29 protein-coding genes are annotated in these 25451 nt (G+C 68.1%); 5 read left to right on the forward strand and 24 right to left on the reverse strand.

What is annotated here, in order from left to right; translation table 11 throughout:
- The first annotated feature begins 148 nt into the window (after positions 1 to 148).
- From GF068_RS41260 to GF068_RS41280, 5 genes are all read left to right on the forward strand, one after another.
- Positions 149 to 1057: a hypothetical protein gene (locus GF068_RS41260; RefSeq protein ID WP_153825062.1), complete on the forward strand. Its 909-nt coding sequence runs from the start codon at positions 149 to 151 to the stop codon at positions 1055 to 1057.
- Positions 1058 to 1644: 587 nt separating this feature from the next.
- On the forward strand, positions 1645 to 2190 hold the full coding sequence (locus GF068_RS41265) for a hypothetical protein (RefSeq protein ID WP_153825063.1): 546 nt from the start codon (positions 1645 to 1647) through the stop codon (positions 2188 to 2190).
- A 39-nt stretch (positions 2191 to 2229) separates the two neighbouring features.
- Positions 2230 to 3270, forward strand: coding sequence for an RNA polymerase sigma factor (locus GF068_RS41270; protein WP_153825064.1), 1041 nt, complete (start codon positions 2230 to 2232; stop codon positions 3268 to 3270).
- Positions 3271 to 3836: 566 nt separating this feature from the next.
- Positions 3837 to 4265 (forward strand): hypothetical protein, encoded by a 429-nt coding sequence (locus GF068_RS41275; RefSeq protein WP_153825065.1) that lies wholly within the window; start codon positions 3837 to 3839, stop codon positions 4263 to 4265.
- Between the two features lie 23 nt (positions 4266 to 4288).
- The gene (locus GF068_RS41280; RefSeq protein WP_153825066.1) at positions 4289 to 4585 is read left to right on the forward strand and encodes a hypothetical protein; all 297 of its coding nucleotides are present in this window, start codon (positions 4289 to 4291) and stop codon (positions 4583 to 4585) included.
- A 5-nt stretch (positions 4586 to 4590) separates the two neighbouring features.
- Here the strand turns inward: GF068_RS41280 and GF068_RS41285 are convergent, their stop codons facing one another.
- The 24 genes from GF068_RS41285 to GF068_RS41395 all read right to left on the reverse strand — a co-directional run bounded on the left by GF068_RS41285 (position 4591) and on the right by GF068_RS41395 (position 25269).
- Complete coding sequence (locus GF068_RS41285) at positions 4591 to 5634, reverse strand: hypothetical protein (RefSeq protein WP_153825067.1); 1044 nt, start codon at positions 5632 to 5634, stop codon at positions 4591 to 4593.
- Complete coding sequence (locus tag GF068_RS41290; RefSeq protein ID WP_153825068.1) at positions 5624 to 6385, reverse strand: phage tail protein; 762 nt, start codon at positions 6383 to 6385, stop codon at positions 5624 to 5626. Before GF068_RS41290 ends, GF068_RS41285 begins: the two co-directional genes overlap by 11 nt.
- Positions 6386 to 6400: 15 nt before the next feature.
- A complete protein-coding gene (locus GF068_RS41295) occupies positions 6401 to 7546 on the reverse strand; it encodes a baseplate J/gp47 family protein (protein WP_153825069.1) in 1146 nt (381 codons plus the stop codon).
- Positions 7546 to 7953, reverse strand: coding sequence for a hypothetical protein (locus GF068_RS41300; RefSeq protein ID WP_153825070.1), 408 nt, complete (start codon positions 7951 to 7953; stop codon positions 7546 to 7548). The genes GF068_RS41295 and GF068_RS41300 overlap by 1 nt, the downstream gene beginning before the upstream one ends.
- A 4-nt stretch (positions 7954 to 7957) precedes the next feature.
- Positions 7958 to 8497: a hypothetical protein gene (locus GF068_RS41305; protein ID WP_153825071.1), complete on the reverse strand. Its 540-nt coding sequence runs from the start codon at positions 8495 to 8497 to the stop codon at positions 7958 to 7960.
- The gene (locus GF068_RS41310) at positions 8494 to 9165 is read right to left on the reverse strand and encodes a hypothetical protein (RefSeq protein WP_153825072.1); all 672 of its coding nucleotides are present in this window, start codon (positions 9163 to 9165) and stop codon (positions 8494 to 8496) included. Before GF068_RS41310 ends, GF068_RS41305 begins: the two co-directional genes overlap by 4 nt.
- Complete coding sequence (locus GF068_RS41315) at positions 9162 to 9749, reverse strand: hypothetical protein (protein WP_153825073.1); 588 nt, start codon at positions 9747 to 9749, stop codon at positions 9162 to 9164. Before GF068_RS41315 ends, GF068_RS41310 begins: the two co-directional genes overlap by 4 nt.
- Before the next feature lies 1 nt (position 9750).
- On the reverse strand, positions 9751 to 12381 hold the full coding sequence (locus GF068_RS41320) for a tape measure protein (RefSeq protein ID WP_153825074.1): 2631 nt from the start codon (positions 12379 to 12381) through the stop codon (positions 9751 to 9753).
- A 148-nt stretch (positions 12382 to 12529) separates the two neighbouring features.
- Positions 12530 to 13219, reverse strand: coding sequence for a hypothetical protein (locus GF068_RS41325; protein ID WP_153825075.1), 690 nt, complete (start codon positions 13217 to 13219; stop codon positions 12530 to 12532).
- A gap of 6 nt (positions 13220 to 13225) precedes the next feature.
- Positions 13226 to 13672, reverse strand: coding sequence for a hypothetical protein (locus GF068_RS41330; RefSeq protein ID WP_153824625.1), 447 nt, complete (start codon positions 13670 to 13672; stop codon positions 13226 to 13228).
- 13 nt (positions 13673 to 13685) lie between these two features.
- Entirely contained in the window at positions 13686 to 15734 is a 2049-nt protein-coding gene (locus GF068_RS41335) for a DUF2586 family protein (RefSeq protein ID WP_153825076.1), read from the reverse strand.
- A complete protein-coding gene (locus GF068_RS41340; RefSeq protein ID WP_153824627.1) occupies positions 15734 to 16183 on the reverse strand; it encodes a hypothetical protein in 450 nt (149 codons plus the stop codon). The genes GF068_RS41335 and GF068_RS41340 overlap by 1 nt, the downstream gene beginning before the upstream one ends.
- Before the next feature lie 56 nt (positions 16184 to 16239).
- The gene (locus GF068_RS41345) at positions 16240 to 16695 is read right to left on the reverse strand and encodes a hypothetical protein (protein WP_153825077.1); all 456 of its coding nucleotides are present in this window, start codon (positions 16693 to 16695) and stop codon (positions 16240 to 16242) included.
- The gene (locus GF068_RS41350; RefSeq protein WP_153825078.1) at positions 16692 to 17117 is read right to left on the reverse strand and encodes a phage protein Gp36 family protein; all 426 of its coding nucleotides are present in this window, start codon (positions 17115 to 17117) and stop codon (positions 16692 to 16694) included. The genes GF068_RS41345 and GF068_RS41350 overlap by 4 nt, the downstream gene beginning before the upstream one ends.
- On the reverse strand, positions 17114 to 17422 hold the full coding sequence (locus GF068_RS41355; protein ID WP_153825079.1) for a hypothetical protein: 309 nt from the start codon (positions 17420 to 17422) through the stop codon (positions 17114 to 17116). The genes GF068_RS41350 and GF068_RS41355 overlap by 4 nt, the downstream gene beginning before the upstream one ends.
- A gap of 17 nt (positions 17423 to 17439) precedes the next feature.
- The gene (locus GF068_RS41360) at positions 17440 to 18387 is read right to left on the reverse strand and encodes a Mu-like prophage major head subunit gpT family protein (RefSeq protein ID WP_153825080.1); all 948 of its coding nucleotides are present in this window, start codon (positions 18385 to 18387) and stop codon (positions 17440 to 17442) included.
- An 18-nt stretch (positions 18388 to 18405) separates the two neighbouring features.
- Positions 18406 to 18819, reverse strand: a complete 414-nt coding sequence (locus GF068_RS41365) for a hypothetical protein (protein WP_153825081.1) — start codon at positions 18817 to 18819, stop codon at positions 18406 to 18408.
- Between the two features lie 12 nt (positions 18820 to 18831).
- Positions 18832 to 19884 carry a phage protease gene (locus GF068_RS41370; protein ID WP_153825082.1) on the reverse strand — a complete coding sequence of 351 codons (1053 nt, stop codon included), beginning with the start codon at positions 19882 to 19884 and terminating at the stop codon, positions 18832 to 18834.
- 119 nt (positions 19885 to 20003) lie between these two features.
- Positions 20004 to 22271: a phage portal protein family protein gene (locus GF068_RS46750; RefSeq protein WP_153825083.1), complete on the reverse strand. Its 2268-nt coding sequence runs from the start codon at positions 22269 to 22271 to the stop codon at positions 20004 to 20006.
- On the reverse strand, positions 22268 to 23677 hold the full coding sequence (locus tag GF068_RS41380; protein ID WP_170319993.1) for a terminase large subunit domain-containing protein: 1410 nt from the start codon (positions 23675 to 23677) through the stop codon (positions 22268 to 22270). Before GF068_RS41380 ends, GF068_RS46750 begins: the two co-directional genes overlap by 4 nt.
- Positions 23678 to 23681: 4 nt before the next feature.
- Positions 23682 to 24206 carry a hypothetical protein gene (locus tag GF068_RS43985; protein ID WP_170319994.1) on the reverse strand — a complete coding sequence of 175 codons (525 nt, stop codon included), beginning with the start codon at positions 24204 to 24206 and terminating at the stop codon, positions 23682 to 23684.
- 3 nt (positions 24207 to 24209) lie between these two features.
- A complete protein-coding gene (locus GF068_RS47550) occupies positions 24210 to 24488 on the reverse strand; it encodes a hypothetical protein (protein WP_153825085.1) in 279 nt (92 codons plus the stop codon).
- 65 nt (positions 24489 to 24553) lie between these two features.
- Positions 24554 to 24862, reverse strand: coding sequence for an HNH endonuclease (locus tag GF068_RS47555; protein WP_153825086.1), 309 nt, complete (start codon positions 24860 to 24862; stop codon positions 24554 to 24556).
- Complete coding sequence (locus tag GF068_RS41395) at positions 24859 to 25269, reverse strand: hypothetical protein (RefSeq protein ID WP_153825087.1); 411 nt, start codon at positions 25267 to 25269, stop codon at positions 24859 to 24861. Before GF068_RS41395 ends, GF068_RS47555 begins: the two co-directional genes overlap by 4 nt.
- Between the last annotated feature and the right edge of the window lie 182 nt (positions 25270 to 25451).

The following is a 25451-nucleotide window of genomic DNA, read 5'->3' on the forward strand; positions in this document are numbered from 1 at the left end:
TCGCCGTCTCGCCAGTCTCGCCGCCGTGCTCTGCGGGCTCACCCTCGCGCCGCCCGCCCTCGCGGCGAAGCCGAAGATCGCGTTCCGCCTGGAGTACGCGCCGCCGACGTCGCCCGAGGATTGCCCCGATGCCGAGGAGCTCGCCTTCATGCTCGCGGGCGAATTCGGGTACATGGTTGTCAGGACCGACGTCTCGCCGGTGGTGAGGGTCGAGGTCCGCCGCGTCGGGAGGGCCTTCGAGGCGGAGCTTTGGGGACCGGATACCGAAGGCGGCGTGGAGGCGTGGCACGGCAAGACGGACACGCAGGGGACGTGCCGCGAGCTCGCGTACGACATCGCCGCCCTCGTCCGAGCGCGCCTCGGACCGGGCGCGTGGGGACGCGAGGACCCGCCGGCCCACCTCGCCGCGCCACCCGAGATCGAGGTCCAGCGGCCCGAGCTCCGCCCCTTCGCCCTTCGCCTGCCCGAGTCGCTCGCGTTCCTGGCCCCACGCATGCCGGCGTCCTTGGAGAGCTCGACACCGAACGCGGAGGGATCACCCGTTCTTATCGAGGCAGGGCTCGGAGCCGCGGTGTCCCCGTACGGCTTGCCGAGCGTGGCAGTCGGCGGGAACGCGTTCCTCGGGGTTCGCTGGCGCCGGTTCGCCGCATTCGTCGAGGCCCGGGGGCTCATCACGCCCGCATCCGGGATCGGCGAGACGGAGATTCCCGGCCGGGCCACGATCTGGACGGGTTCGGCCATGCCCTGCCTTGCCTTGAAGTATGTGGATGGATGCGCCGTCGTTTCGCTGAGTCAGCTTCAGATCGATCTCGGGCATGGGCGCGCGGTCACGGGCTCGGATGGCTTTTCGGTTGGGTTCGGTGGTCGAGTCAACGGCAAGCTCTCCCTATCGGAACGGTTTTCCTTACTCGGATATGCGGACTTCAACATGCAACTACGGAGCATCGCGCTCGAATTGGCTCCGCAGACGTCGACTTCGGGAGCGGTCCCCGACTGGCGATCACCGCTCCTTCGCATCACGCTAGGCGTTGCTGTCACAGCAAGTTTCTCTGATTGAGGTAGGCAACTATGAGGACCAAGATTCATTGGCAACGATCCTTGCTGAAGGGGGCGTTTGTTGTAGCCCTGGTTTCCTCCCTCGTCGCCTGTAGCGAGGGTAAGATTTATTATATTGAACTCGACGCGGGCGAAGGCGGAGCTTCAGCCGACGCGGGCGCAGATTCCGGCGACGAGGACGCCGACGTTCCAAGTACCGACGGGGGGGACGACTGTGATTTTACCTGCCTGGGGGTTTGCGCGCCCTTTCGCCCTGGGGATTTCTCCCTCCCCGTGCTCGCCTACATCGGGCCCGACGACGACACGGCGCCCGACTGCCCCGACACGGCGCCCGTGGAGCAATTCATCTGGCACGACGACATCCAGATCCCCCCGAAGCCCTGCGGACCTTGTTCCTGCGGTCCTCCCAAGGGCTTCTGCGCCCTACCCTCGACCATCACCGCGTACGCGGCCCCTACCTCGCCTCCCGAGGGTACGATCGCGACGCCGACGAACCCGCCGGAGGATTGGGACGGTTCCTGCGCCGCGGATGGGGCGATCCCCGCGGGCCTCGCTTGCGGCGCGTCCCTCCCTTGCGTTCAATCGATCATGATCGGACCGCTCGAGATCACGGACGAGTTTTGCGTTGCCGTGGACGGCGCCGGAGGCCCGACCGAGCCGACCCCCGCGCCCACTTGGGGAACCATCGCCCGGATCTGCGAAGGCAGCACGTTCGGCCAGTGTTTGGCGGATGAGCACTGCGTTCCCGCGCCGGTGGGCAGCTTTCGGCAGTGCGTCCAGCGCCAGGGGATCCACGACTGTCCCGCCGAGGAATACACCGAGCGGCACGTTTTCTTCGAAGCGTTCGAGGATGAGCGCACGTGTTCGCCCTGCACGTGCGGGGCGCCCACGGAAAGCTACTGCCAAACCTCGGTTTCCTTGTACCCCGACGCCAGTTGTTCCGCGCCCACGTTCACGGTATCCGCGTCCTCCATCGAGCCGACGTGGTTCGACGTGAACCCCAAGGGCCAGGCCATCGGCGCGAAGACCGCGACTGTGCCGACGTACCACGCCGGGATTTGCCATGCCCAAGGGGGCGAGCTCGATGGAGACGTGCAGCTCCTCGGGCCGCGGACCTTGTGTTGTCGTCCTTGAAACCGGAGAGCGTTTCCCTTCTGATCGAGGATCAAGACTATGGATGCACATGACCGGGATCGGCTGGCCATTCTGACGACCCATCAAGGCGCGATCGACGCGCAGCTACGAAAGAAGAACATCCCGGCGAATGACGTGCCAGACCTGCGACAGGAGGTCTACCGCCGGGCGCTGAAGTACCTCTCCAAGCGAGAGATCACGGATGCCGTAAAGGGCCTCTTGGTGCGGACGGCGGAGAGCGTCGCGGCCGACTACTGGAACGAGCGAGGCATCGAGCGCCGCGCAGCTCCGAAGCTCGCGGAGGACGACGTCGCGCCTTCGAACCCCGAGCACGAGTACAACGAGCGCGAGATCCGCAAGCACCTGACCGAGATCCTCGAGCTCTGCGAACCCCGCGGCCGCGCCGTTCTCTGGGCGCGCTTCGCCCAGAACATGACGCTCGATCAGATCGCGAAGACGATGGGGGTGCCGAAGAGCACGGCACACGACCTGACCGAGCGTACGCTCGCCGAGCTCGCGGAGGAGTTCAGAAGGCGCGGGATCACGCGCCGCATGATCCTTCCCCTCGTCGAGAGGACGGGCGAGCACGGAGGGCCAGCCTCGCCACCCGGAGGGACCGACAAGGGAGAGGCGCCCGTCTCCTTCGCCGCGCCCGTCGCGCCCTCGGTTCGTCCCCCGGGCGGCTGGAGCAGGCCCGTCCTCTACGTGACCAGCGGCGCGGCCCTCGGCGGACTCATCGTGTACCTCTTGATGCACTCCGCCGCGCCGCTCGCGAGGCTCTCGCCAGTGATCGTCACTGTGGCCGCCGCGGGGCAACCCAGCGTCCAGGGGGGCATCCTTGGGGTGGATCGCCCGCTCGTCTGCCCGGAGGTCGTCGCCGCGCCCGGCCCCGCCTCGCCGCCACCCCCGGTCAGCCCAGGGCAGCCCGAGATCAACGCGAAGAACCGCCACGTCGCGCGCGCCATCATGGCCGCCGAGGAGCGGGGGGACTGCGAAACCGCGAACAAGCTCCGCCGCGAGCTCACGGGCGCCTTCGCCGCGACGTTCGAGCTCCGCGGCGCCTGCAAGCTTACACCGTAGCACACGCTCCCACCAATCGACAGTTTGTTCCGGAAAACGGGAGCGATCCCCCGAAGTAAGGGGGTGACAAACAGGAACGTCGGGAGACCCGACGAGCCACCCGCTTTGCTCGGACGATAGCCCTACGGCTCGCAAAGGCGCGCGCTGCAATCGCCACGCGCCCCTTTGGGGGCCGTCCGTTTGGCCAATGCCGACGTACGAGCTCGCGGCGCGGCATTCGACGGACACCCGCGCGCTCCATAATGTCACCCCGCTGGGCCGCATGTCACAAGCATCGTGGCCAAGCGGACGGCCCCGTCTTTTCGCCTGGAGGTCTTATGTCCGCGCAACCGGTCGAAACAGTGGACGACGACGAGCCCACCGTGGTCTGCGCATCGAGCGCCGCGCCGCCGGCCTCGGGCGTTCGCCCGAGCGCGCCCCCCGAGGATCAGCGCGAAACGTTGTACGATCCCCGTTGTGCTCCGCCCTTGCCCTGGCCCCGTCGAGCGCTCGATTTGGTATTTGCCCTCCTGGCATTCCTCGGTCGTCCGTTTCAACGTATCCGCGAACGCCTCGACCCGCCACCCTTGGCCAGCTTCCTCCCGCCGCCGCCGCTGCATCGCAGAGGCGAGATCCCGACCGAGCAGATCGGCGAGATTCTGCTCCACAACATCTTCCGACTCTCCCCGGCCTATTTACTCGCGGCGGAGCAGGTCGTCCGAGAGGCCCAGCACATCCAACGCTTTCCGAGCCAGGATCGGCTCCTCGTTTTCGTGCATTTCGCGATCACGCGACTCAGCGCAATCACGCGCGAGCCCGTGCCTGTCGTATGGGTTCGCGCGCGCCTGCCCGAGGTGCGCAGGTCCGACCTGAACCGCGCCCTCGAACGGCTCGAGGAGGAGAACCTCATCACGCTTTATGGTCTGGAGACGAGCGATCCGCGCGCGGTAGCTGGTGGCATTTCAAGCCCCGTTCGTGGGTGTCTCACGCACATCGAGCTCCGTTCCCCGCTTTGATCTCAAAGGAGAGGTGACGACCCATGGCCACGAAGAAAGGCCGGCCGCGCCGCAAGCCAGAGCCCATACCCACCACCAAAGAGGACGAAGAGAACCCCGCTGAATTGTTCGCGGAGCTTGCGCTCGGCTCCGATGGTCTCCTCTACGTGACCGCGGAGCACCTGACCGAAGAGGAGCGCCAAGGGCGCGACAGGTTCGAAGGGTACGCGTTGACCCCCGAGGAGACCCAGCGCGCAATCGATACGATGCACACGATGGCCTTCAACCTGACCATTGCCGCGATGGGCAAGGGCAAGGCCAAGTCCTCCTCGAACAAATAAGCGCGTTACCAGATCACCTGCGACACGTTCCCACCCCAAGCCGTAGGCCGCCACCGCGCCCCCGTCCCATCGTCGAAATGCGTGAACTCCGCCCATGCTTGGCCGTTCGGCGGAAACCCGACCATCGCGCTATCCTGCCGCCGGAACAGCGCCCCGAAGCCCGAGATCGTGGTCCGCACGACGCGGACGCGCCTCGCGCCCCCCGAGGGTGCCGCGAGCGTGTAGGTCCGTGCTCCCGTCAGCATGGGCAGGAGGAAGAGGTTTGCCGTGCTCGCATCGAGCACCGCGTCCGCATTCGGCGCATTTGCGAAGATCGTATCCTGCGTTCCTGATTTGAACGTGACCGGCCCCGCGAACGTAACCGGCCCCGTGAACGTGTCCCCGGCGAGCGCGGCCTTCGCCTTCCCGAGCTTGTCCACCGCCTGGATCAGCCCGACCAGCGCCGAGCGGACCGTTCCCGTCGGGATCGCGCCATGCTCGAAGAAGCCGATCCGCGACGCACCATCATCGATCGCCCCCGTCCCCGTCGCCGTCCCGCTCGGGAGCCCGAGGATCGCCGCCGCCGTTCCGCTCGCCGAGAGCGAGGAGCTCGCGCCCAACGTCTTCGAGACGAGCACGATCCGCGATTCATCGTCGAAGCCGGCGTCCTTGTTCTTTGGTGCCCCCGCTTTGATCTGCTGCACGATGTCCGCCGGCGTCATCGGCGCCGCGAATTGGACCAGCTCGGCCGGCCCCGAGTCCTCGCCGAGGAGCAACGTCTTCCCGTCGAGCAGCCCACCCGGCCCGAGCTCGCCGGTAGGGTTCGTCTCAGCGTCATATTGCGTGAACACGGACAGCCGCTTCGACCCGAGGAGCGTAGCCCTCGTCCCGTTGGCCACGCTGGCGAGCTCCGCGCGCGCCCGGCCGATGGCATCGAGGAGGTACGCCGTCCGATCCGCGAGGCGGACCAGGCCGAGACGGTAGAGGGATTCGTGATTGACGAGCTCCCCGTCGTTCAGCATGCGAACGAAGGCATGGAAGACGAGCGACCCCATGAAATCATAAGCCATGACCGCCTCCATCAATGTCGTAACCGCCGCCGAGCCGAAACGGCATCGTCATTTCCCCGAGCATGTTCGCCGCGCCGACCGGCCAGAACGCCGCCCCGCTCCCTTCGGAGCCGCCGAGCTTGAAGCCGAGCTCGAGCCCGAGCCCGAGGATCGGAGCGTCCCGGAAGCGAAGGATCACGTGGACGGGGTAGCCGTGCGCGTCCTTCCACTTGAGGATTTGCCGCTTGATCGCCCGGACTTGTGCCACGGTCGCCGAGCTCCCGAGCGTTGACACCCCCAGAAGGAAGGGCATTCGCAGCGGCTCGATCCCTAGCGTCCCGAAATTCGGGCCGAGGACGACCCAGAAACGCGAATACCAGGACCCCTCAGCGAACCGCCCTTGCCAATCCTCAACCACGAGGACATCCGGGAGCCCGAAGGCCCGCAGGCTTTCCTCGATGGCCCTCGCGGTCCCCGCCCTTTGATGCGTCTCCCAGGCCTTTTCCAGGCGTGCGAGGTACGCTTCGTCCGTCTCCCCCTCGAAGCGTTCGACGTCGAAGCCTTGCCCCTGCAAGCGCAGCGCATCGGGCGGACCGAGCCCAGGCCACCGCGCCTTGATCGCGGCGCGCAGCTCGTCGAGCGTGGCGTCCTTCGTCTCGCCGAGCAGAGCCAGGAAGGCTTGCGCATTCGGACCGCGGAGCCATTCCGCGTCGGTCCATTGCCCCCCGTCCGGAATGTTGCCGCGCTGAAGCTCGCGAAACTCGTCGGCCATGCGTCCTCGGTTCGGTCAAAGCAAGGTGAATTGAGGGAGGAAGACGATCGCGTCCGTTGCCTTTGGGAGGACGTCCCGCGCGGGCGACACGAGCCGGACATCCACCGTCCCGCTGGCGACATCGACGAGCTCTTCGATCAGCCGCGCGCGGTAGAGGACCTCGCCGAGCGGATAATCCGATTGCAGGGTGACGAGCCGCCCGATCGCTTCCGCCACCGCGTGCGGATTCGTCGGGTTTCGCAGGCTCGCGACGATCGGCACCTCGAGCAGCGTTGCCGCGAAGCACCGGAGGGGCCCCGTCCCCACGGCCTTCAGCCCCGCGAGGTAGCCGCGGACGGCCTTCACCTCGACCGCCGACGCCGGCCCCGCCGGATTGGCGAGGTAGACGTCCACGCTCCCCGGACCGTTCGGGTTATCGTCGCGGACGCGGAAGCGCGAGACGGAGAGCCCGAAAAGCTCGGCCGCCTTGCGGATGCGATAGCGGACGGCCGCGAGGTTTCCACCTGCGCCGAGGGAGCCCCACTTGTCCCGGCACTTCGCGCGGAGGCTCGGATCGCTCTCTTCGTCCGCGCCGGCCCGCGTGATCCATGTCCCCGTCGCGGGATCGGCGGGATTCGAGATGCGGACCCCTTGGAGCGGCGTATTCAGAAACGAAATGGTTGACGGAGGGACGTTGTACCGCGCGCCGGCTGCCTCGGCGCGAAAGGTGAGCGCGAGGCTTCCGCCCTTTGGCAGCGTCCCGCCGTCAACGTTCACGTACCGGAGAGGTTCGGCGAGCTCGGGCCCGAAGACCGCCGCGAGCTCGCCCGGTTGGATGACGTGCAGCGAGTCGTCGGCGAATTCCGTGAGGACCATCCGCCCCTCGGTCGGGATGGCCTCGCGCCGCAGCTCTTGAAACCAGCCGAGCGCGACGAGATCGAGCCACGCGCCGAACGGCCCGTTTTCGTCGTCGCCGAGGTATCCGCCGCGCGTGATTGCGATCCTCGCCGCCTCCCATGCCTCGACCGTTTGCGCCTCGATTTCGAGGAGCACACGCCCGATCCGCTTCGAGTCCCAGCCCCGCGCGCGCAGCCCGAGCCCGTGAGCCTTTTCGAGCAGGTCCTCGAAGATGACGTCCTTTCGGCGAGCCCGGAGCAGCGCCGCGAGCGACGGCGCGCCCATCAAGCAGCCTCCCCGAGCGGGCGGAAGAGGACGCGCCGCGCCTCGCCCGTCTCGACCGTGAGGAGGTAGCTCCCTTCGGCGAGCTCGAGGCGCCCCACGATGAAGAGCACGCCGCCACGCAGCTCCGCGCGCACCGAGGCCCCGACGACGCCCGGCTCTTGCAGCGCCTCGCCTTCGAGGAGCTCGCCGAGCCGATAGAGGTCTGTCGGCGAGGGATCCGCGTTGATCATCCGGAGGACGTTGACGCCTTCAGCGGGCGACCAGGGAAGCGCGCCCGAGCTCATGAGCCACCGGCGCGCCACGGCCTCGAGGACGACGTGCGGTCCTTCGACGACCGAATCGAAATCGATATCGATCGACCCATCCGGACCGAACGTGCTTAGATCGTCGCCATAGTCGATCGCCATCGGCCTATCCCAGCAGCGAGGCGAGCCCGCTTGTGATGATGCCTCGGATCGGGATCTCGACCACCGAAGGCCCGGAGACCTGAACGCCGAGGGCCCCGAGGACGACCGCGATCGCCGAGCCGGGCGGCTTCCATTCAATCGTGCAGATGGCCGCCGGTTCCGTGACTGTCCGGAGGACGAGCGTCCCCGAATCCGTGGAATCGTCGACCCGTGCAACGGCCTTCGTTCCGCCGCCGAGGACGATCCGGATCATGGCCGCATCCGTCTCCCACAGCCCCGCGAAGGGCTTGGCCGGATCCCCGTCGGAAAAACCGACCTTCACGCGCGCCCCCTTCGCCACCTCGACCCGCACGCCCGGCAGACCGAGCCATATCGGGACGCCCGACAAACCAGGCATGTCCGCGGCATCGAGGCGCAGATCGAGCGTCCCGTCGGTCCCTTGTGCCACGACCGTGGCATCATGTGCGGCCAGGTATTGCAGCGGAACCGGGAGCGCTTGCGCCACGATCCGCCGGAGGATCTCCTTCTCGCGCGTCGCAGTCATGACCCGCCCTCATCGAAGATGACCTCGGTCCGGAAGGCCCCGGCATCGTTCACGTGGTGAACCACGCGCCCGACGCGTCGCCCCTCGAGCAGCATCCCCGGCTCGATGTCCGGAGCCCCTTGCGCGTACACCGCCCGCGCATGCGCCCCGTCTTCCGAGACGCAGAACGGACGCCCGGGATACGCGGGCCAAGCCTCGACGCCGACGCGAATTGTACCGTTCCGCCGAACCCGCCACACGACGCCCGCCCGTCGACAGATCACGTTGAGCGCTTCCGCGGCCCGAGCACGCGCCCGAACCCACCGCGCGAGCAGCGGCAGCCCGTCGAGCCCTTCGAGCTCGGCCGCCTCCTCGCCGGCTTCGCGCAGGATCGCCGAGACGACGAGCCGCGGCGGAGCCAGTTGATACTGCCGCGGAGGGAGCTCCCGCCGCAGCCCACCGCGCCCGCCGACGATGAACGCCCGCGCGCGCCCCTCGAAGGCCCGGCTATCAAGCACCGTGCCCGAGAACTCGACCGGCGCGGCATCCTCCACGCCCATAGCGACGACGACCGCCCCCGCGAGGTGCTCGCCCGTGTCGACCTCGACCTCCGCCGTCCAGGCCCCCGCGAGCGGCATCGAGAGCCGCAGCGAGATCACTTCGAGCGCGCCGATCTGTACGAGGCTCACGGCCGGTTCGCTCCCGCCACGGCTTTCGCCGCCGCCGTCGCGAAGAGCGCGCCGATGCCCTTATGAGCAACCGTGCTCCCCGGCTTGACCTCATGCCACGGCTTGTTTTCGTAGGGAACAGCCGTGCTCGGCGTTTCCACCGCGTCCGGCTTCTTCGGGGCGACCTCGGCCGGAGGCGGAGGCGCCCATTCCTTGCAATGCCAGACGATTGTCCCGACCTGGAACTCGTCCCAATCCGGGCCCTCGTAAGACTCGATGGATACCGCGTTGATCTTCGCGAGGCGGCATTTGGGATGCCCGATCTTGTGCGGCCCGCTCCCCGGTTGGAGCCGCTCGATCGCCGCCTCCATGTCGGGCCATAGGGCCTCGGTGAAACGCACGGTGATCGTCACCTCGGCGAGCTCGCGCGCTGCATTCGTCGTGGTCGGCTTCGACGCGCCGCCCTTCCGCTTGGTATCGAGCTTCGCTTTCGGCTGGACCTTGAGCGTCGCCGTCCCCTCCCGAGGGTTCGGCGGAAGATCGCCCGGCCCGAGGGTCACGGTATCCCAGACGTCCGGGTTATCGCTCGGCGCGGGAATCGGCATGTCAAGCCGCCTCCTCAGCGAGACGTTGGAGCTCGGCCCAGAGCCCGCGGGCAACGGCTTCCCCGTCCTGCTCCGTTGCGCTGCCTTGGACGACGATCTGGATCGCCCCGGCCTCGAAGTGCATCACCACCCGCTCGCCCCCGTGCAGGGCCGAGCGCCCGGCCCGCGCGCCCGCGCTCGAGGCGATCCCCGAGCCGCCGACGCCGGCCGCCTTCGAGGGGGTCACGAGGTTGTCGTTGGCCGCCCGCGTCGCCGCAAACGCCATCGCTTCCGCGGCCCGGACCACGCGCCCCGCGCCGCCCGTGATGCCCACCTCGGCGCCGCCGGCCATGTTCCAGCCGATCCCCTCGAACACGCGCGACGGACTTGCGATCCCGAGCGTCCGCTTCGCCGTGGAGATGGCCCCGCCGGCCATGGCCTTGACCGCAGCAGCGACCGCCAGCGCACCGGCGCGGATACTGCCGACCAGGCCATCGACGATCGCGGTCCCCGCCGAGCTCCCCGCTTCCGCGAGGCCCTCGCCCGAGAATAAGCCCCCCAGCCATTCCACGAAGGTAACGAGATATCCGTATGTTGCGAGCACCGCCGCGTAGGCCGAGCCGACGAAGGAGGCCCACTTCGCCGCCGCAACTCCGATGACGCCGATCGCGACCCCTGCCACGCCCGCGATCAAGCCGACCCCCTTCGCCACGCGTTCGATCCACGGGACATCATCGACCCCGAGGAACTTGGAGAGCTCGCCGAGCGGCCCCGCGTTCATCGCGTCGAGTTTCTCGAAGACGCCCAGAGCTCCGCCGAGCCCCGTCCGAAAGCCCGAAATGACGGCCGAAATGATCGGCTCCGCCTGCTCCATCTTCGCCACCACGCGATCGATGAACTTCCCTGGATCCTGCTCCGCGAAGAGCCCGCCGAACACCTTGTTCAGCACCCGCCCGAGGGACCCCGTGATCCTGGCCCAGCGTGGCCCCGAGGGGTCCAGGCTATCGCGCACGCCCCCCACGAATGCCTTGAAGGACCGCATCCCCGGGGTCACGTCGAGGTCCATGAGCAGGTTCCCGGGCACGGCGCGGAGCCGTCCGAGAAGCCCCGTGATATCCTCCAGCGACTTCGCCCGCGCCGCGAGCCCCGCCGCCCGTCCGCCTGACAGCTCGTTGATCGCCGCGAGGATCGCCTCGATGGTATCCGCCGCCCCCAGCTTCCCGGCGCTCTGCATTCGTCGAATTTCGTCGGTGCTCTTCCCAAGCCTAGCGGCAAGCTTTCCGTACACCTTGTCAGCCGAGAGCCCCGCCTCGGTGAGCATGTTCAGCTCGTCTCCCTGAAGGTAGCCTTGAGCTTGGATTTTCCCCATCGCTCGGACGATGGAGTCGACGTTCGCCTCGGGGTTGACCGTGCCGAGATCAGCGACGGATCGGACAATTCGATCGACGATTGTTGTATCGAACCCCTTCCCGAGCAGCTCGACGAATTGCCCGATGGTCTCGCGTCGACCTTGCCCGACGAAATCCGCCGTGCGAACCGCTGTTTGGAAGACCTTGTCCGCGTCCCCCTGAGTGCGCCGCAGGATGGCGAGCGCCCGCGTCGCATCCTCGCGAAACGCCGCCGCGTCGACAGCCGCCGAGCCCAGATCGAACGCCGCCCGCGCCGCCCCCGAGGCTACCGCCGCCCCCGCAGCCGCGAGCGCTGCGACCGCAGCAGCGCGCCCGCCCCCCACGCCGAGCTCGCCGCCTCGCCCCCCATCGTCATCGAGGCCCGTCCGTGCTTGCTTCCGCATCTCTCGAAGCTGACGCTCCAGCATCGCCTCGCGCCGTTCCTGCGCCGGGTTGAACCGCTGAACCGAATCGGCGAGCCGCGCCTCCGTCTTGCTGACCTTGGACTCCAGGCCCTTCCGCCGCCGCTGCTCCTCGCGTTGCGCCAGCCGATGCGCCCTTGCGGCGCGCTTTTCCGCGGCCGCCTCCGTGGTTCGTCGCGCCCTTTCGGCCGAGGACTGCACACGCGCCGCCGAGGCGGCCCTCTTCTTCGCAGTCGCCTCCGCGCGCTCCGCGGCCGCCCGTTGCTTTGCGGCTTTCTCGCCCAGCCGTTCCGCTTGCCGTTCCGCGGCCGACTGCGCCCGCGCAGCCGACGCCGAGCGCTTCCGCGCCGCCTCCTCGGCCCGCTCCGCGCTCGCCCGGAGCCGCGCCGCCTTCACCGCCGCGCGCTCCGCCTGCTGCTCCGCCTTGCCTGCCTTGACGCTGGCCTCCCGCAGCCGCGCCGCCCTCGTCGCCGCCTCCTCCGCCTTTTCCGCCGCCTTGTTCGCCTCCTCCCGCAGCGCCGCCGCTTTCTTCGCCGTCGCCGCCGCCTTGTCCTCCGCCTCGCGCGTCGCATTCGCCACGCGTTCGGCCGCCTCCCGCGCCTTCCCCTCGGTCTTCGTCGCGGCCTCCCGGACCGCCGCCGCTCGCTTCGCCGCCTCGGTCGCCTTGTCCTGCGCCGCGCTCGCCGCCTTCGCCGTCCGCTCGATCTTCGCCGCCGCGCCCGCGTCCACGTTCACGGACCCGAGCCCGCCGAGCGCGCCTGCAAGGCGTTCCACGCTCGCCGCTGCCTTCGCCGCGGGCCTCGCCACATCCTCGCGCAGAACGACCTTTTCCGAGACCGTCATGGGTCATTCCATTTAATGTTCGACTGAAGAAACGCCGCAATCATGAGCGCCGCCGCGCGCGCCGGCTCGGAATCGCCATCGACGCCGCACAGCTCGAGGAGCCCGTCCGCGACCAGGCCCGGATCCGTTCGCGCCTGTCGCAGCAGGCTTAGATCCCCCCCACGCGAAGCTTTGCCCCCGCGCCGGCCAGATCCATCACCACCTCGCCGACGGCACTCGCGAGGCCCGGCGCGCGCTCGAAGACGGCCGCCACGGCTTCACTCGTCGGCCATTCGATCGCGTTGAGGGAAAGCCGATAGAGCCCCTCGAAGACCTTGCCTTGCGCGGTCAGCCGCCGCGCCGCCGTATATTGCGAGGAGCTCGGACACTTCAGCAACCACAAGCCCGTCGGCAGCCGCAGCGCGACGCGTTGCGAGGGCCCACGCGCCTCCGCCGCGAGCTCGGCGCACTTCGCCTCCGCCAGGCCCGCCGCCGCGAGCGTGATCCAGTCGTCGGAACCGAGCTTGCCGAGCGGGATCGTTTCCAGCTCGTCGTCCGGCGCCCCGGCGAGCTCCGCCAGGATCGGCCAGGCCAGTTCAGACAGCGCCGGAACCTCCTCGAGCACCTTCGCGAGCTCCGCCGCATCGGGCCAGGCCACGCAATCGATCAGCAGGTTGTGGAGCGCATCCGGGCGCCCGGCAGGCCTGGAGAGCCCATCAAACGCCGCCGCCCACGCCTTCCGCGTCGGAGGCTTCACCACGACCGCCGCGCCCTCGCGATCCTCGACCTCGATCAGCCGCAGCTCCCCGCCGTGCGTCCGCCGCAGCTCCGCCCGCACCTCATCCGTCAGCTTGCGCATTTTCGATCAGCTCCTCGGTTTCTTGAAAGGATCGATCCCGTTCTTTACGACCTTGAGGCAATTCCCTTCGAGCTTCGTCATCGAGGGATCCCCCGCCTGCGACGACGTTTCATCCCCGAGCGGCAGCCACGTCTCCACGCGATCGATGATGTCCGGCCGGCCCGGGAGCGAATACACGATTTGCAGATCAACCGTCCGGTAGATCCAGCCGTCCCCTTGCTTCCCGCGCAGCTCGTCTTCCTCCCCGCGAGAAATCTCCATCTCGCATTTCGGCTCGGCCTTCCGCCCCCCGTGCGCCTTCGGTCCGGGTTGCGTCCCGCCGACCGTGCTCGAGGAGAGGCCATTTCCGTAGGTAATCGACGAGCACGTGGTGAACGTGTGCCGCTTGCCGTTGTGGAGGACCGCCGTGATCGTCAGATCATCATGAGCGAATTCCCCACGCGGAGTGGTCACGGTATGCCCCATGTCAGCCGCCCTCCTCCTCGTTGTCCGTCAAGAGCCCCGGCCCGAGCTCGGCCGAGACCCCGTAGATTTGCCCCCGGGGAACGACGGTCATCCGCGCCCGGAGCAGGTTCGTCTCGAAGATGTTGTCCGTGCGGACGACGCGCGCCCGTACCGCGCTCGCATGGTCGGGCATCAGCGCACCTGACAGGGCATTCGTTACAGCTCGGTCAATCGCGCCTGCGGTATTCGTTTCGAGCGCCCCGTCCTCGTTCAGCGGCGGATCGTTATTGATCTCGTTATCGAGCACTGGCTGCGCCGCGAGATACGCCTCGATCATGACGCGCGCCACGTTCAGATCCCGATATCGGCTCCGTTCGTCCGCCATCGTGAGCCCGCGAGCGAAGTACACGTTTCCCCCGCTCGTATCCATGACCGTGAACCGCGCCGCGCGGAGCTTCACCGTCGCGAGCCCCTCGTCCACCGGGAGCGCGTCCACCTCCTTCAGCGGCCCGTCATCATGGTTGCCGAGGTCCGACGAGAACCGCACCGCCGCCGCCTTGTACGCGGCCGCCCACGATTGCGAGCGCAAGAGCGACCCTTGCAGCGTCCCCCCGCGAAGCCACGCGCCACGAGCGCACACGCAGACGCGCCGCGAAACGAAACCCTCGAAGGCTTCCGCGAGCGCTTCGTCCGCCTCGCCGAGCGGCGCGCCGAGGATCGCGACGATCGGCCGCTTGAGCGCTTCGAGCTCAGCGATCTTCGTGTCGAGGGCCTCCGCCAGCGCCCTCGTTTCCGCAGCATCGGCGAGCTCGCCGACGACGTGCAGGAGCCGGAAATCGGCCTTCACGTGGACGAGCTTGTCGATCGCCTCGATCACGGCCTCGATCGCGAACCCCGGCGCGTTGCAGACGAACGCGTATTCCGTGTCCTTGACGAACGCCGCCGCGGGAAACAGGATCGTCACGCCGACGCCCGGGATCTTATGGTCCGCCTCGCGCCCCTTCGCCGTCGCCTTTGGGAGGCCGAGCAGTTCGATCGCGCTTCCGCCGAGGATCGCGAGGCTCGACGCCTCGCCGATCGTCTTGCTCGCAAGCCGCACCTTCGAGGCCGGAGCCACAAGCGACGCCGCCACGTTGTTCGCCTTCCCGAGCACCGCGACGACCGCCGCAGGATCAGCAGGCGGATCATCGAACTTGATGCTTTGTGCCTCGCCCGTGCCTTCCTGCAAATCGAGCGTCGCCCCGTCGAGGTCCCCCGCCTCGCCTTGCTTCACCCCGACCACCAGGCCGAGCGCGCCGAGCGCGGAGCCGCCGAGGAGCTCGATCGTCGCCGCCTTCCCGATGGCCTTCGAGGTCCATACGAGCCGCGCGCCCACGTCGAGCGAGAACACGCACGAGCCGAAAGCGTTCGCCAATTGCGCCAGCAACGCGGCCCCGTCCTTCGGCGCCTCGAGCACACACGTCATCTCGGCGCCGTGGATCTTCGCCTCGATTCCCTTCCCATCGAGCAAGCCCCCGGCCCCGTACAGGCCCGAGGCCCCGAGGTCTTTGTCCCCGCGGACGACGGCCGGTGTTGCATACGCGAGCCGCGACAGATCCCGCGTCCCAGTCACCTCGGCCGCCTTCCGCGAGGGAATCACGAGCTCGGTTCCGAACCGGGGAACCACCTGCGCGCCCGCCGCCGTCCCCGAAATCGACACGCGGAAGCGCCCGACACCTTGCGGCCCGCTCTTCGTGATGCGCACACGCACGGCCGCCGTATCCGTCGGAGCGCCCGCGAGCAGGAGCGCCGGCCCCGGTCCCGATTGCGTGAGCGGCCCGAGGACACCCGGAATGCTCGCCTCGATGGGAACCGCGAGCGTGCGCTGCCTTGAGACGCGGACCGCTTGCGCCGTGGCTTCCGTCAGCGGCCCCTCGCCGAGCGCCTTCGCAACGGGGGAGGGGACATCGAACGCATAAACGGTATTCTTCGGCCCGGCCGAGCAGACGCCCACTTTGGCGACCACCCGCGCGGCGGATGCCGGCTCGCCCGCCGGCCCGAATTCGGTGAACGTGATCTCAGCGCTCGGCATCAGAACCCCTCACGTTTCGAGCCATCGGGCGCAGCCGTCTCCCCCTCGACCGAGGCTTTCAGAATCAGCGCATGCCGCAGATCGACATCCACCACGGGGAGGCGGATCGACATCGGAACGACCACCTTGACCCCGGCCGAACCCGCGCGCCCGGCGCCCGCGATCCACTGGACGCGCCCATATCCGCGCGCACGCCGGCTCACCCCGAGCTCCCGCACCGATTGCAACAGGCGAAGGTAGACACCTTCCGCCTCGACGGGCGAGCTCCCCCAGATCGTGAACGTCGCTTCGATCACGCGGTCCTCGCAGACGTGTTTCCCCGCGCCGCCTTGCTGCGCCGGAGGTTCGAGGTCCTCGTGTTCCGGCACCGAGACGATCAGCCGCGCGGGCGAGGCGAGCCCGCGCCCCTCGTCCTTTCCGATCGCCAGATCGAGGCCCTCAACGTTCATTTTCGCATGGAGCTCCTTGGCGAACCGCCCGAGGCTCGTTTCGTCCCAGCCGCCCATTACTCCCCCTTGACGGCGCGCCGCACCGCCGCGGAGAAAGCGATACCCGCACTCGCGCGGATGCGCGCAATCCAGCCCGGAGGGGGTTGGCCATCGGGCACGAGCGCCCGCTCGGGGTTATGCATGACCCCGTGTTGGAGCGTCCCGCGTTGCGCGAAATGCGCGGTCCAGTGATTCACCCGCACCTCGACCGCGCACTCGAAAGGGTTCGGCGGAAGCGGACGATACTCGACGTGCGCCGCGAGCGGCTGTAGCGCGAGCGCGCCATCCGCCGCCCGCTTGGGCCAGGCGTCCCCATCGGGCGAGCGGCCGGACTCGATGCCATCGCGCACGAGCTCGACGGCCTCTTTGCCGAGGGTCTTTTGCACCTCGGTTTGATGCGAGCCGTTCGAGAGCCCTCGAAGCCCTTTGGCCATTTCGAGCAGCCCGCGACCCGCGACCCGTGACAGCTTCATGCCCGCCGCCCTCCTCGCCATCCCCGTTCCCAGCCCCGCAGCTCCGCCGCGCGCACACGCGGCCCGAGCCGCTTGCCGTTCGTGCCCGATTGCCCGACGACGCCCGGCAGTTTCTTCCCCCCGTCGAGCCCTTCGAGCCAGTGGATCTGGTCGAGGTACCTTTGCCGCAGATTCTTCGAGTCGTCGTGCTCGGGATCAAAACCCGAGGCGGACATGAGCATATAGGCCGCGAGCGCCGCCGTAGCTTCGACGATCGCCCCGGTGAAGACCGCCAGCGGAGGGTTGAGATCGGCGAGGTACGTGTCGACCTTCCGCGAAGCCGCCTCGAGCCCTTCGAGTTGATCCGCGACGGGTACACGAGCCAGCGCCTCCTTGTTGACGCCGAGCGCGTACAGTTGCGCGAGCGTGGCGTACGTGCTCACGTCTCCCCCGTCTCCTTCGCCTCGCCGCTCTCCTTCGACGCCTTGCCCTTCGCCTCGATCGGCTCCTTCGACCTCGGCGCGCGCACTTGCTCGACGCCCGGCAGCTCCCGCACCGTGATCCGCTTCCCGGGATCACGCTTCAGCATTTCGATTTGCTCGCGCGTCAACGCATCGTCGGGCAGCTCGGTTGCACCGGCCTTCCAGCAGAGCCCGATCCGGACCTTCCTCCCGTCCCGCTCCTCCTCGCGCCACCCGCAGCGGTAGGCGTCATATCCGGGAGGCGGAACACACGTAACGATGATCATCGTCCTTCCCTCCGGCCCTACGGGCGACACTTCGCGATGCTCTGCCAGACAGCCGGCGCGGCATTGCCCCGGCAGTCGACCCCCGCGAGATATTGGTTATTGACGAACGCGTACTCGCTCCCGTTCATGAGCGCCTGAAACCGCGGTTTTTGCCGTTCCTGCCAGATGATCGGCCGCATCAGTTGATTCTTGAGCATGGCGAGGAACCAGACCCCGGGCGAATCGCTCAGCTCATCGATCACGAGCACCTCGGCCGTCCCCTGATTGATGTTGTCTTCCTGCGCCCCGCCGCGGGCGATCGTCTCGGCCTCGACGATCCGCTTCGCCGCGCCTTCCTTCTGCGGGCTCACGATCAGCGTATCCGGCTTGATCCCGATCCGCCGCCCGTTGACGTCCACGAGCGAGCGCATGTTCGCGCGGACGATCTCGTAATTCTCGGGCGTGAGGGCCATCCCCGACGGGTAATAATTCGCCTGGACGGGTGAATCGGGATCGTCTTGATCGACCGGATGCACCTCGGAAAAGACCGGCTGGCCATCGTAGACCACGAGGGAGACCGGCCCGACGAGGGGATCGAGGTAGCTCGTTTGCTCCCCGTAGAGGAGGATCGGCGCGATGCAATCGTCGGGATGCTTGGCGGCCTGCTGCCCGAGCAGGCTCGCATAATCCCCATACATCCCGTATTTGTCGTCTTCGATCTTCTCCCGCTCGACCCCGAGGGTTTTCTCGAAGGGCTTATTCTTGATCGTGAAGCTACGCGAGCGGAGGTTTTCGACCACGCGCGGGCCCACCCAATGCCGGAGCCCCGGGATCGCCGTCAGCCAGGAGTAGGTTTCCTCCTCGCCCGTGCTCGGGAGCGTGCGGGCGACCTTCGAGCCCCACGGCTCCGCCATGCCCATCCCGCTCTTGAAGAGGACCTGGAAGCCTTTGAACATCGCCCGCAGGCTCGAACGCGTGATGATCATCGAACGCCCTTCCTCGCGTCACCGCGGACCGATGGAAACCGCGACGCGGCCCCCGTCGAGCCCCACCATCTTTCCCGCCACCGACCGTTTCCCGCCGCCGCTCGTTCTGGCGACGCGCCCCCCATTCACGAGGAACACGTCCTTCAGGAAATCGGCCATGGTCACCGCATCGGCCCCGCTCGAATTCTGGAGCAGGAACGTCCCCGGCTCGCAGTTGATCCGCTCGGCGCCGTCCTGGCCCGCGCTGTTGTCCTTCGTCTCGCAGGCGCGCCCGACCGGCCGGAGATCCGCCGCCTCGGTCGCCTCGACCGCGTAGCCCGAGGCATCCACGCAGACGATATTGCCTTCCTCGATGACCGCGCCCGCCTTCATGCCGGGCGCGAGCCTCTCGACGCAGACGCCGATCCCGTATCGCTTGACGTCACGGACCATGGCCCAGCTCCTTCAATCGTCGGCCTCATCCATCGCAGCGGGATCGATCCGCAGCGTTTTCGCCACCTGGAGATCAAACTCTCCATTCCGACGCGTGCGCGCCGCGAGCGTCGCTTGCTGATACCGCGTCGCCGGAGGCGAGGGCTTCGCCGCGGGCTTCTTCGGGGGATCGGCTTTCGGCGGGGGATCCCCTTTCGGCTTCTCCCGCTCGGGTTCCTCCGTCCCGACGAGCTCTCTCAGCGCGTCGAGGTCCTTTCGGCCGAGCTTGACGAACGCCTCGCGCCCCGCCTCGGGGATCAGCTTCGCCGCGACGCCTCGATCGACGAGCGCGCCGATCTCGTCTTCCACGGCCGCCGCCCGCGCCGCTTGCAGCTCCTCGGCCGCCGCCGCGAGCGCCTCGCGCGCCGTCGCCTTCCCGGTGAGCGTGCGAATCTGCGCGAGGGCCTCCGCCGCGTCGCTATCCTTGAGCGCGTCGTCCCCCTCGTCGCCGCCTTCCTCGGCCATGTGATCATCGAACGCCTTGATCACGTCGTCCTCGCTCGCCGCGTCGGGATCGAGCCCGAGCGCCGAGGCGATATGCGCGAGCGCGCCTTCCAGCATGCCTTTTGCTCCCTGCGAAGCCGCCATCAGCGGCGGAAGCCCGTGCGAAGCGGGCAGGTTCGTCAGCGCGACGTTGATCAGCCGCGTGATCCGGTTGCTATCGAGCTCGTAATCGACCGCGGGCGAGATGTAGCGATACTTTCGCGCCCGGACCTTCTCGGCCGCTTCCTCGGTCCAGCGGACATCCACGGCCCACAAGGCGCCCTCGCGGACCTCGGGCCGGAACCATGCCGCCGCCTCGCCCATGCCCTTCGAGAAGCCGAACAGGGAGGCGTGGTCGTAATCGAAGAACAGCTCGGCGCCGTGCGCCTCGAAGTCAGCGAGGACGCGCCGCGCCGCTTCCTCATCGAAGAGGAGCAGGCCCTTGTAGGATTTGTTCACGCCCGCGCGGAAGAGCAGCACTTCCCCGGGGGGATCCCCAGAGAGATCAACGAGGCGAAGCGTGGCACGAGACGTGCGTTTCATCGGGTACGGGCTCCTCAAAATGAGGAGCCTCTACCCTTCGGGCGGGAATCAGCCATATCTGGCGGATTGATGGTTGATTCAGCGCGTCAATTGTCAACGAGCACGAAATCGTCGCAGGTTCACCCGGCGACAGGTAACCGTCCCTTCAAATGGTCGGCGTTCATTCTCTCACACCATGCGCCAAATTCCTCGCTCTCCCCACCCCACGCGAGCTCTTCGGCGTTCTCTTCGAGGGGAACATTCCGAACGAGCGTGGCGAGCTCGCGGTACAGGAGCGCGTCCTCTCGACCGGCTTTCAGGGCCGCCGCGACACGCTCCGCGCCCCACACCTCGACGTCCCAATCTGTCGCATCTTCCGGGATATCTTCAATATGGCCGTATTTCGACAGGAGCGCGGCCGCCGCCTCGATGCCCACCCCATCGAGGCCCGGGATCTGGTCGGCGGCATCGCCCACGAGCGCGAGCAGATCGGGGATGCTCTCCGGATCGACGCCGAACCGCTCCCGCACGCCATCCGCCGCGAGCTCCCGACCACGAGCACGATCCACGAGCACGACGCCCGGCCGCGTCAGGCATTGCGCGAGGTCTTTGTCCGGCGAGAGGAGGCGGATCGTGGCGAAATCCTGCGTGTACTTCTGGCATGCCGTGGCAAGCGCGTCGTCGGCCTCGAACTCGTCCATCGACCAGACCACGATCCCCAGCGCTCGCGCCGCCGCTTCCGCGTCCTCGAACTGCGCGCGCAGGGCCGCCGGGACGACGGAATCGTCCTTGTATCCCTCGAACAGCTTGTTTCGAAAGCTCGTGATCGGGTTGTCAAAGGCCACGGCAAGATGCGTCACCTCGCCGGCCTCGAGCAGGGTCACGAGGGATGCCACCATGCCCACGGTCGCCTTGACGTCCTTCCCATCGACGACGCGCCGCCGGCCTCGCGAGAAGTGAGCGCGGAAGAGCTCATACGTGCCGTCAACGACGTGCAGAACCTTCCCGCCTCCCGACAAGGCGCGACGCCCGAGCTCCCGCGGCTGAGACTTGCCCGCCGGAGCCAGGGGAAGCCCCTCGTCCTTCGCCAGCGCGTCCCAATCCACGCGGCTCGCGAGCGTGCTCGCGCCGAGGGCAGCGAACGCGCCCGCGACACGTTCGAGCGTCTCGGCCCGGAGCTTCGCCGCCTCGGCCGCCGCGATGGCTTCCGCCCGCTTCGCCTCAGCGACGGCGCGCCGCGCTTCCGCTTCCGCTTTCGCCACGTCCGCCCGCCGCCGCGCCTCGAGCACCTCGGCCTCGGCTTGCGCCTCCCGCTCCTCGGGCGTCCTCGTGTCCCACTTTGGCCAGGGGGCGAGGCGTTCGTCCCCGAAGTTGAACAGCGCCCACGGTCGCAACACCTCGAAATGCCCCGTGGTCGCGAGGCCTTCCGTGTCCGCCCGTTTCCCCTCGTGACGAACGGCGTTATGCACCTTCCCGAGCGCATGCGAGCCGATCGGCGCTGGCTCCATGGTGAGCGTCTGCCGGAGGATCGCCATCGCCGCCGCGCTGTCGCAGTACCGGATCCCGCGCTCGAACACCTCGACCGCGCTCGCGCCGTCCGCCTGGACGAGCTCGTAATCCCAGCCCGCCGCCGCCTTTCCCTCGCTGTCGATGTCCACCGGGAGCATGATCACCGGCGATTTCCCCGCGTTGACCAGCGCGTCCTGGTACGCATCGCGCTCCCGCGCGGTCTCGTCGCTCTCGTCGAGGGCCGCGGGATACTTCCCGACCCGGGTAGGATGCCCGTAAACCTCGGAGTAATGGGCCCAATCCGTGAACATCTGTTGTTTCGCGAGGTAGTACATCGCGACCCGCCGGACGGCGCCGTTCATCCAAGGCGTTTGGCTCCCCGACGCGAAAATCGCCCACTTGTACGGGTCCGCGCCGATCGCGATCTGCGCGGTCGGAGTGCCGACCTTGTAGGTAACCTCGTGCCCCTCGAACCACAGATCGCGCGGATGCCAGACCTCGAGCAGCGGCAGCCATTGCCCCCGCTCCTCGGTCCAATTCAGTTGCACGACCGCCACGCCGAGCATGATCAACCACTTGAGAACGTCACGCAGGACAGGCTCGGGACAGAAGCGCCACCAGACCTCCGCGGCCTTCCGTTGCGCGAGCTCCGCGGTCTCCTTGTCGCCCGTCTCGGTCGAGACCTCGAACGAGAGCGGCAACGCGAGCAGCCCGTCGATCCGTTGCTGGAGAGCGCCATCGAGCCGCTCGTCGGTCAAGAGCGCTTCCGCGAGGTCCGCCGACTCGCGGAAGTCTCCCGCTTCATGCCGTTCGAGCGCCTGCCGCACGCGGTCATTATCCCAGCCCATGAGCGGCGCGAAGACGTGTTGCGCGTAGCGGACGCGAGGAGCTCGATTCATCGGGTGTACCTCGTGAGCTTCACCGGCCGCTTGTTCGCCGCGGAGAACGACCCCGCGATCCGCCCCGCCGGCGAGGAGAGCAGGTCATGCGCGGCCGCGCCGGCGTCGACCTGGTCGTCTTCGTCGTCGTCCTGCCCCGTGAACCGAAGATGCTCCGCCAGGAAGACATTGACCCACGAATCCGGGCCCACGTCTTCCGGGAGGAGCACGCGCCCATCGTTCCAGGACGCCGCGTACGGTTGCGCGCGCGTGAACTTGTCCGCCTTCACGCGGCGCGCCTCGACCGTGAAGCCGCGATCCGACATGAACGGGACGATCATCTTCTCAAAAACCGTGACGTAGCCCATCGCCTTGCATCCCCCGTGCGCCCGTTGCAGCCGCGCGCCCTCCGCGGCGAATTCGGGCGCAAGGACCTGCTTCCGCAGGCATTCGAGCACGTAGTAAACGCGCCGCCCGCGCTCGGGTTCGTGCGAGCGCATGACCACCGCCGACGAGTAATCCGCATGCTTCCGCGCGGTATACGCGAAATCGACGCCGATCCCGTCGCGATATTCCCGCACCAGGTCGAGGGCCGCGGAGGTGTAGAGGGCCGGCTCAGCGTTGAACACGGCCCCGCCCCGAGGCCTCGGGACGCCTTGATAGAGCGAGGCCCACGTGTACTCTCCGACCTCGCGCCGCCGCGCTTCGAGCTCAGCCGCGGGCCATCGTTCGGGCCAGAGCGCGCGCCCGTCGTCGGAGAGCGCAGGGAGGCGGAGATACTGCCAACCCTGGGAGATCAGGCGTCCGGAGAGGTCCTCGGGATGCCACCGCGTAGCAAGGACGATCGCGCTCCCGCCCGGCTCGACACGGTTGATTGTCGAGCCCTGCCAGAGGTCCCAGATCCGCGAGCGATAGGTCGGGCTTTCGGCTTGGATCCGGTTCTTGAAAGGGTCGTCCACGAAGAGCACGCGGAACCCCTTGCCCGTGAGCGAGCCATTTAGCGCCGTGAACACGGCCCGCCCGCCCTCGCGCGTGCGCCATTCGCCGACGCCCTTCGCGCCCGCATCGAGCTCGACGCCAGCCGCGCGCGCCATCGCCCGAGCGTCGCGGCTCTTGCTGTTGGCCAGCTCGATCCCGTACGTGGCGTAAGCGATCGGCAGGGTGGGATCCTTCCGCAGGTACCACGCAATCGCATGGAGGATCGTGTCCGTCTTCCCGTGGCGCGGCGGAGCGTGGATCACCGCGCGGACAGGCTCGCGCCGCGCGCGCTCGAGGAGCTCGATCAGGGGGGCGAGATGATCCGGGCGCGCATACCCGGGCGTCACGGCCGGTACGAACGCCGCGAGGCCCTCGGAGGGGGCCGCCGCGATCCGGCCGTGCTCCTTGAATGAGAAATCGCCCACCCGGTAGCCGAAAGCCTTCGCCATCGAGCTATTCCCCGAGGTACGGCTCCGGGTTTGCTTTGAGCTCGGCCAAGAGCTTTTCGAGCGCTGCGATCTGCTCGGGCCTCGCGATCTCCCCCGTCGCCCAATAGATTTCCAGCTCCCGACAAGCCTTCCGATCCTTCCACCCGCTCTTCGCCCCCGCATCCCACGCGGCGCGGAGCTCCTTCGGAAGCGTCGGGGGTCGAGCGACGTCCACGTGGACGTTGCCATCGACCCGCGTATGCCTGCGGTTCCACTTTTCGGGATACCGCGCGCGCAGAATGTCGAGCGCCAAGCGAGGATCATCCGCGGCCCCTTGCGTCGCGATCAAGGCGAGCCGCGCTTCGCCCTTCGCTTCCGCGGCCCGGATCGCCGCGTCGAATTCGGGATCCTGCTTCCGCCAATCCCGCAGCGTGCGCGGCTTGATCCCGACGAGCGCGCAGACCGTGGGCCGGTGAAGTTGACCGAGCCGGAGCGCGTCGAGGATTTGCTTTTCCACCTCGGGGGTTCGCAGCGTAGGGCGTCCGCTCATGGTCTACTCCAGCAGGTTTCGGAAATCGTCAAACTCGTCCCGGGGCTTGGCGCCTCCGTTCCCGCCCCCCTCGAAGCGCCCCGGCTCGGGAGCCGTGGCCGTGCGCGACGAGAGGCGCCCTTCGCGGATCGCGATGGCATCGAGCAGCCGGTGGACGTCGCGAAGGATCACGCTCGTTTCGGGGAAGACGATCCGCCGCTCCCGCTCGATGCGCACGGCTTCCTTGAGCCGGCGTTTCTCGACGCGGAGGAGCCAGCGGAGGGTCTTGACGTCCGCGTCCATCTTCGGCGCGTCGGGGTTCGGTTCGGGTCGGCCTTCCGCGGATGCCCGCTCGGCTTCCTCGGGCGTCAACGGTTGAGCGCGATCCCGCGGCCTTTCGCTGCTTTGGTCCATGACGGCCTCCGGATCAAGGGGTGCATGAGCATGTGGCAATCGTTGCAGATCACGATCAGATTCGCGGGATCGAAGACGAGCTCCGAGGCGATCCCCGAGATCGAGCAGGGGATGATATGGTGAACGTGCCGCGCCGGAACGCCGCAGCACTCGCAGAACCGCCCGCGAGCGTCGAGGACTTCGCGGACGATGCGCCGGTAACGGCTTTGCGGGGTCTCGGCCCTGGGTTCTGCCATCTCGCCCTTACGCCGCGAACGTGTCATTTTCGGCCCGTTTTCGGTCGCATTGTAGACGCCGGGCCGCCGATCTCGCGTTCGACGACCGCGAGCCGCCGCTCGAGGGCGACGCAACGTTCGCGGAGCTCATGAACGGCAAGCGCGGCCGCTACCGGAACCGGACAGGCCAGATAAAGCCCCTCGAGCCGCACCATGGCGCCCTCCCGACCGCGCCGCGAGACGAGGATCTCGACGTGGTGCTCTTTTTCGAGCGCCCGGAGCCGCCGCAGCAGCCGACGGCGCCAATCAGGATGCTTCGTCGCCTCGCCGATCATGGCGCCCGCTTCGGCAAGCTCGATGCAGCCGGGCGGACGGGATTCCACGCGTGCCGCGTCGGGGGTACGCGCCGCGACTACATTGACCACCGCCTCCCAATTGGACTCCATCGGGGCCATAGCGGACCTCTCTTCGTCGAAGGGTCGCTCCGGTCGGGGATCGGGGGAAGTAAAAAATAAAATGTCGAGCGCGGTCAGGGCGCCTCGACCCCGGGGAAGATTTTCGACGAGCGCCGGCCTCCTCGCCGAGGCCCCCTCGACCCCTTGCGCGCGCCGAGCTCGCGCCCCTCGACCAGGCCCGG

This window comes from Polyangium spumosum (genome assembly GCF_009649845.1).
In the GTDB taxonomy this organism is placed as follows: domain Bacteria; phylum Myxococcota_A; class Polyangia; order Polyangiales; family Polyangiaceae; genus Polyangium; species Polyangium spumosum.

Coding starts and splice junctions, on each gene's coding strand:
- GF068_RS41260 (WP_153825062.1), top strand. CDS start 149: ATGCTCGCGGGCGAATTCGGGTACATGGTTGTCAGGACCGACGTCTCG.
- GF068_RS41265 (WP_153825063.1), top strand. CDS start 1,645: ATGATCGGACCGCTCGAGATCACGGACGAGTTTTGCGTTGCCGTGGAC.
- GF068_RS41270 (WP_153825064.1), top strand. CDS start 2,230: ATGGATGCACATGACCGGGATCGGCTGGCCATTCTGACGACCCATCAA.
- GF068_RS41280 (WP_153825066.1), top strand. CDS start 4,289: ATGGCCACGAAGAAAGGCCGGCCGCGCCGCAAGCCAGAGCCCATACCC.
- GF068_RS41285 (WP_153825067.1), bottom strand. CDS start 5,634: ATGGCTTATGATTTCATGGGGTCGCTCGTCTTCCATGCCTTCGTTCGC.
- GF068_RS41290 (WP_153825068.1), bottom strand. CDS start 6,385: ATGGCCGACGAGTTTCGCGAGCTTCAGCGCGGCAACATTCCGGACGGG.
- GF068_RS41295 (WP_153825069.1), bottom strand. CDS start 7,546: ATGGGCGCGCCGTCGCTCGCGGCGCTGCTCCGGGCTCGCCGAAAGGAC.
- GF068_RS41300 (WP_153825070.1), bottom strand. CDS start 7,953: ATGGCGATCGACTATGGCGACGATCTAAGCACGTTCGGTCCGGATGGG.
- GF068_RS41305 (WP_153825071.1), bottom strand. CDS start 8,497: ATGACTGCGACGCGCGAGAAGGAGATCCTCCGGCGGATCGTGGCGCAA.
- GF068_RS41315 (WP_153825073.1), bottom strand. CDS start 9,749: ATGCCGATTCCCGCGCCGAGCGATAACCCGGACGTCTGGGATACCGTG.
- GF068_RS41320 (WP_153825074.1), bottom strand. CDS start 12,381: ATGACGGTCTCGGAAAAGGTCGTTCTGCGCGAGGATGTGGCGAGGCCC.
- GF068_RS41325 (WP_153825075.1), bottom strand. CDS start 13,219: ATGCGCAAGCTGACGGATGAGGTGCGGGCGGAGCTGCGGCGGACGCAC.
- GF068_RS41335 (WP_153825076.1), bottom strand. CDS start 15,734: ATGCCGAGCGCTGAGATCACGTTCACCGAATTCGGGCCGGCGGGCGAG.
- GF068_RS41340 (WP_153824627.1), bottom strand. CDS start 16,183: ATGAACGTTGAGGGCCTCGATCTGGCGATCGGAAAGGACGAGGGGCGC.
- GF068_RS41345 (WP_153825077.1), bottom strand. CDS start 16,695: ATGAAGCTGTCACGGGTCGCGGGTCGCGGGCTGCTCGAAATGGCCAAA.
- GF068_RS41355 (WP_153825079.1), bottom strand. CDS start 17,422: ATGATCATCGTTACGTGTGTTCCGCCTCCCGGATATGACGCCTACCGC.
- GF068_RS41360 (WP_153825080.1), bottom strand. CDS start 18,387: ATGATCATCACGCGTTCGAGCCTGCGGGCGATGTTCAAAGGCTTCCAG.
- GF068_RS41365 (WP_153825081.1), bottom strand. CDS start 18,819: ATGGTCCGTGACGTCAAGCGATACGGGATCGGCGTCTGCGTCGAGAGG.
- GF068_RS41370 (WP_153825082.1), bottom strand. CDS start 19,884: ATGAAACGCACGTCTCGTGCCACGCTTCGCCTCGTTGATCTCTCTGGG.
- GF068_RS46750 (WP_153825083.1), bottom strand. CDS start 22,271: ATGAATCGAGCTCCTCGCGTCCGCTACGCGCAACACGTCTTCGCGCCG.
- GF068_RS41380 (WP_170319993.1), bottom strand. CDS start 23,677: ATGGCGAAGGCTTTCGGCTACCGGGTGGGCGATTTCTCATTCAAGGAG.
- GF068_RS43985 (WP_170319994.1), bottom strand. CDS start 24,206: ATGAGCGGACGCCCTACGCTGCGAACCCCCGAGGTGGAAAAGCAAATC.
- GF068_RS47550 (WP_153825085.1), bottom strand. CDS start 24,488: ATGGACGCGGACGTCAAGACCCTCCGCTGGCTCCTCCGCGTCGAGAAA.
- GF068_RS47555 (WP_153825086.1), bottom strand. CDS start 24,862: ATGACACGTTCGCGGCGTAAGGGCGAGATGGCAGAACCCAGGGCCGAG.
- GF068_RS41395 (WP_153825087.1), bottom strand. CDS start 25,269: ATGGCCCCGATGGAGTCCAATTGGGAGGCGGTGGTCAATGTAGTCGCG.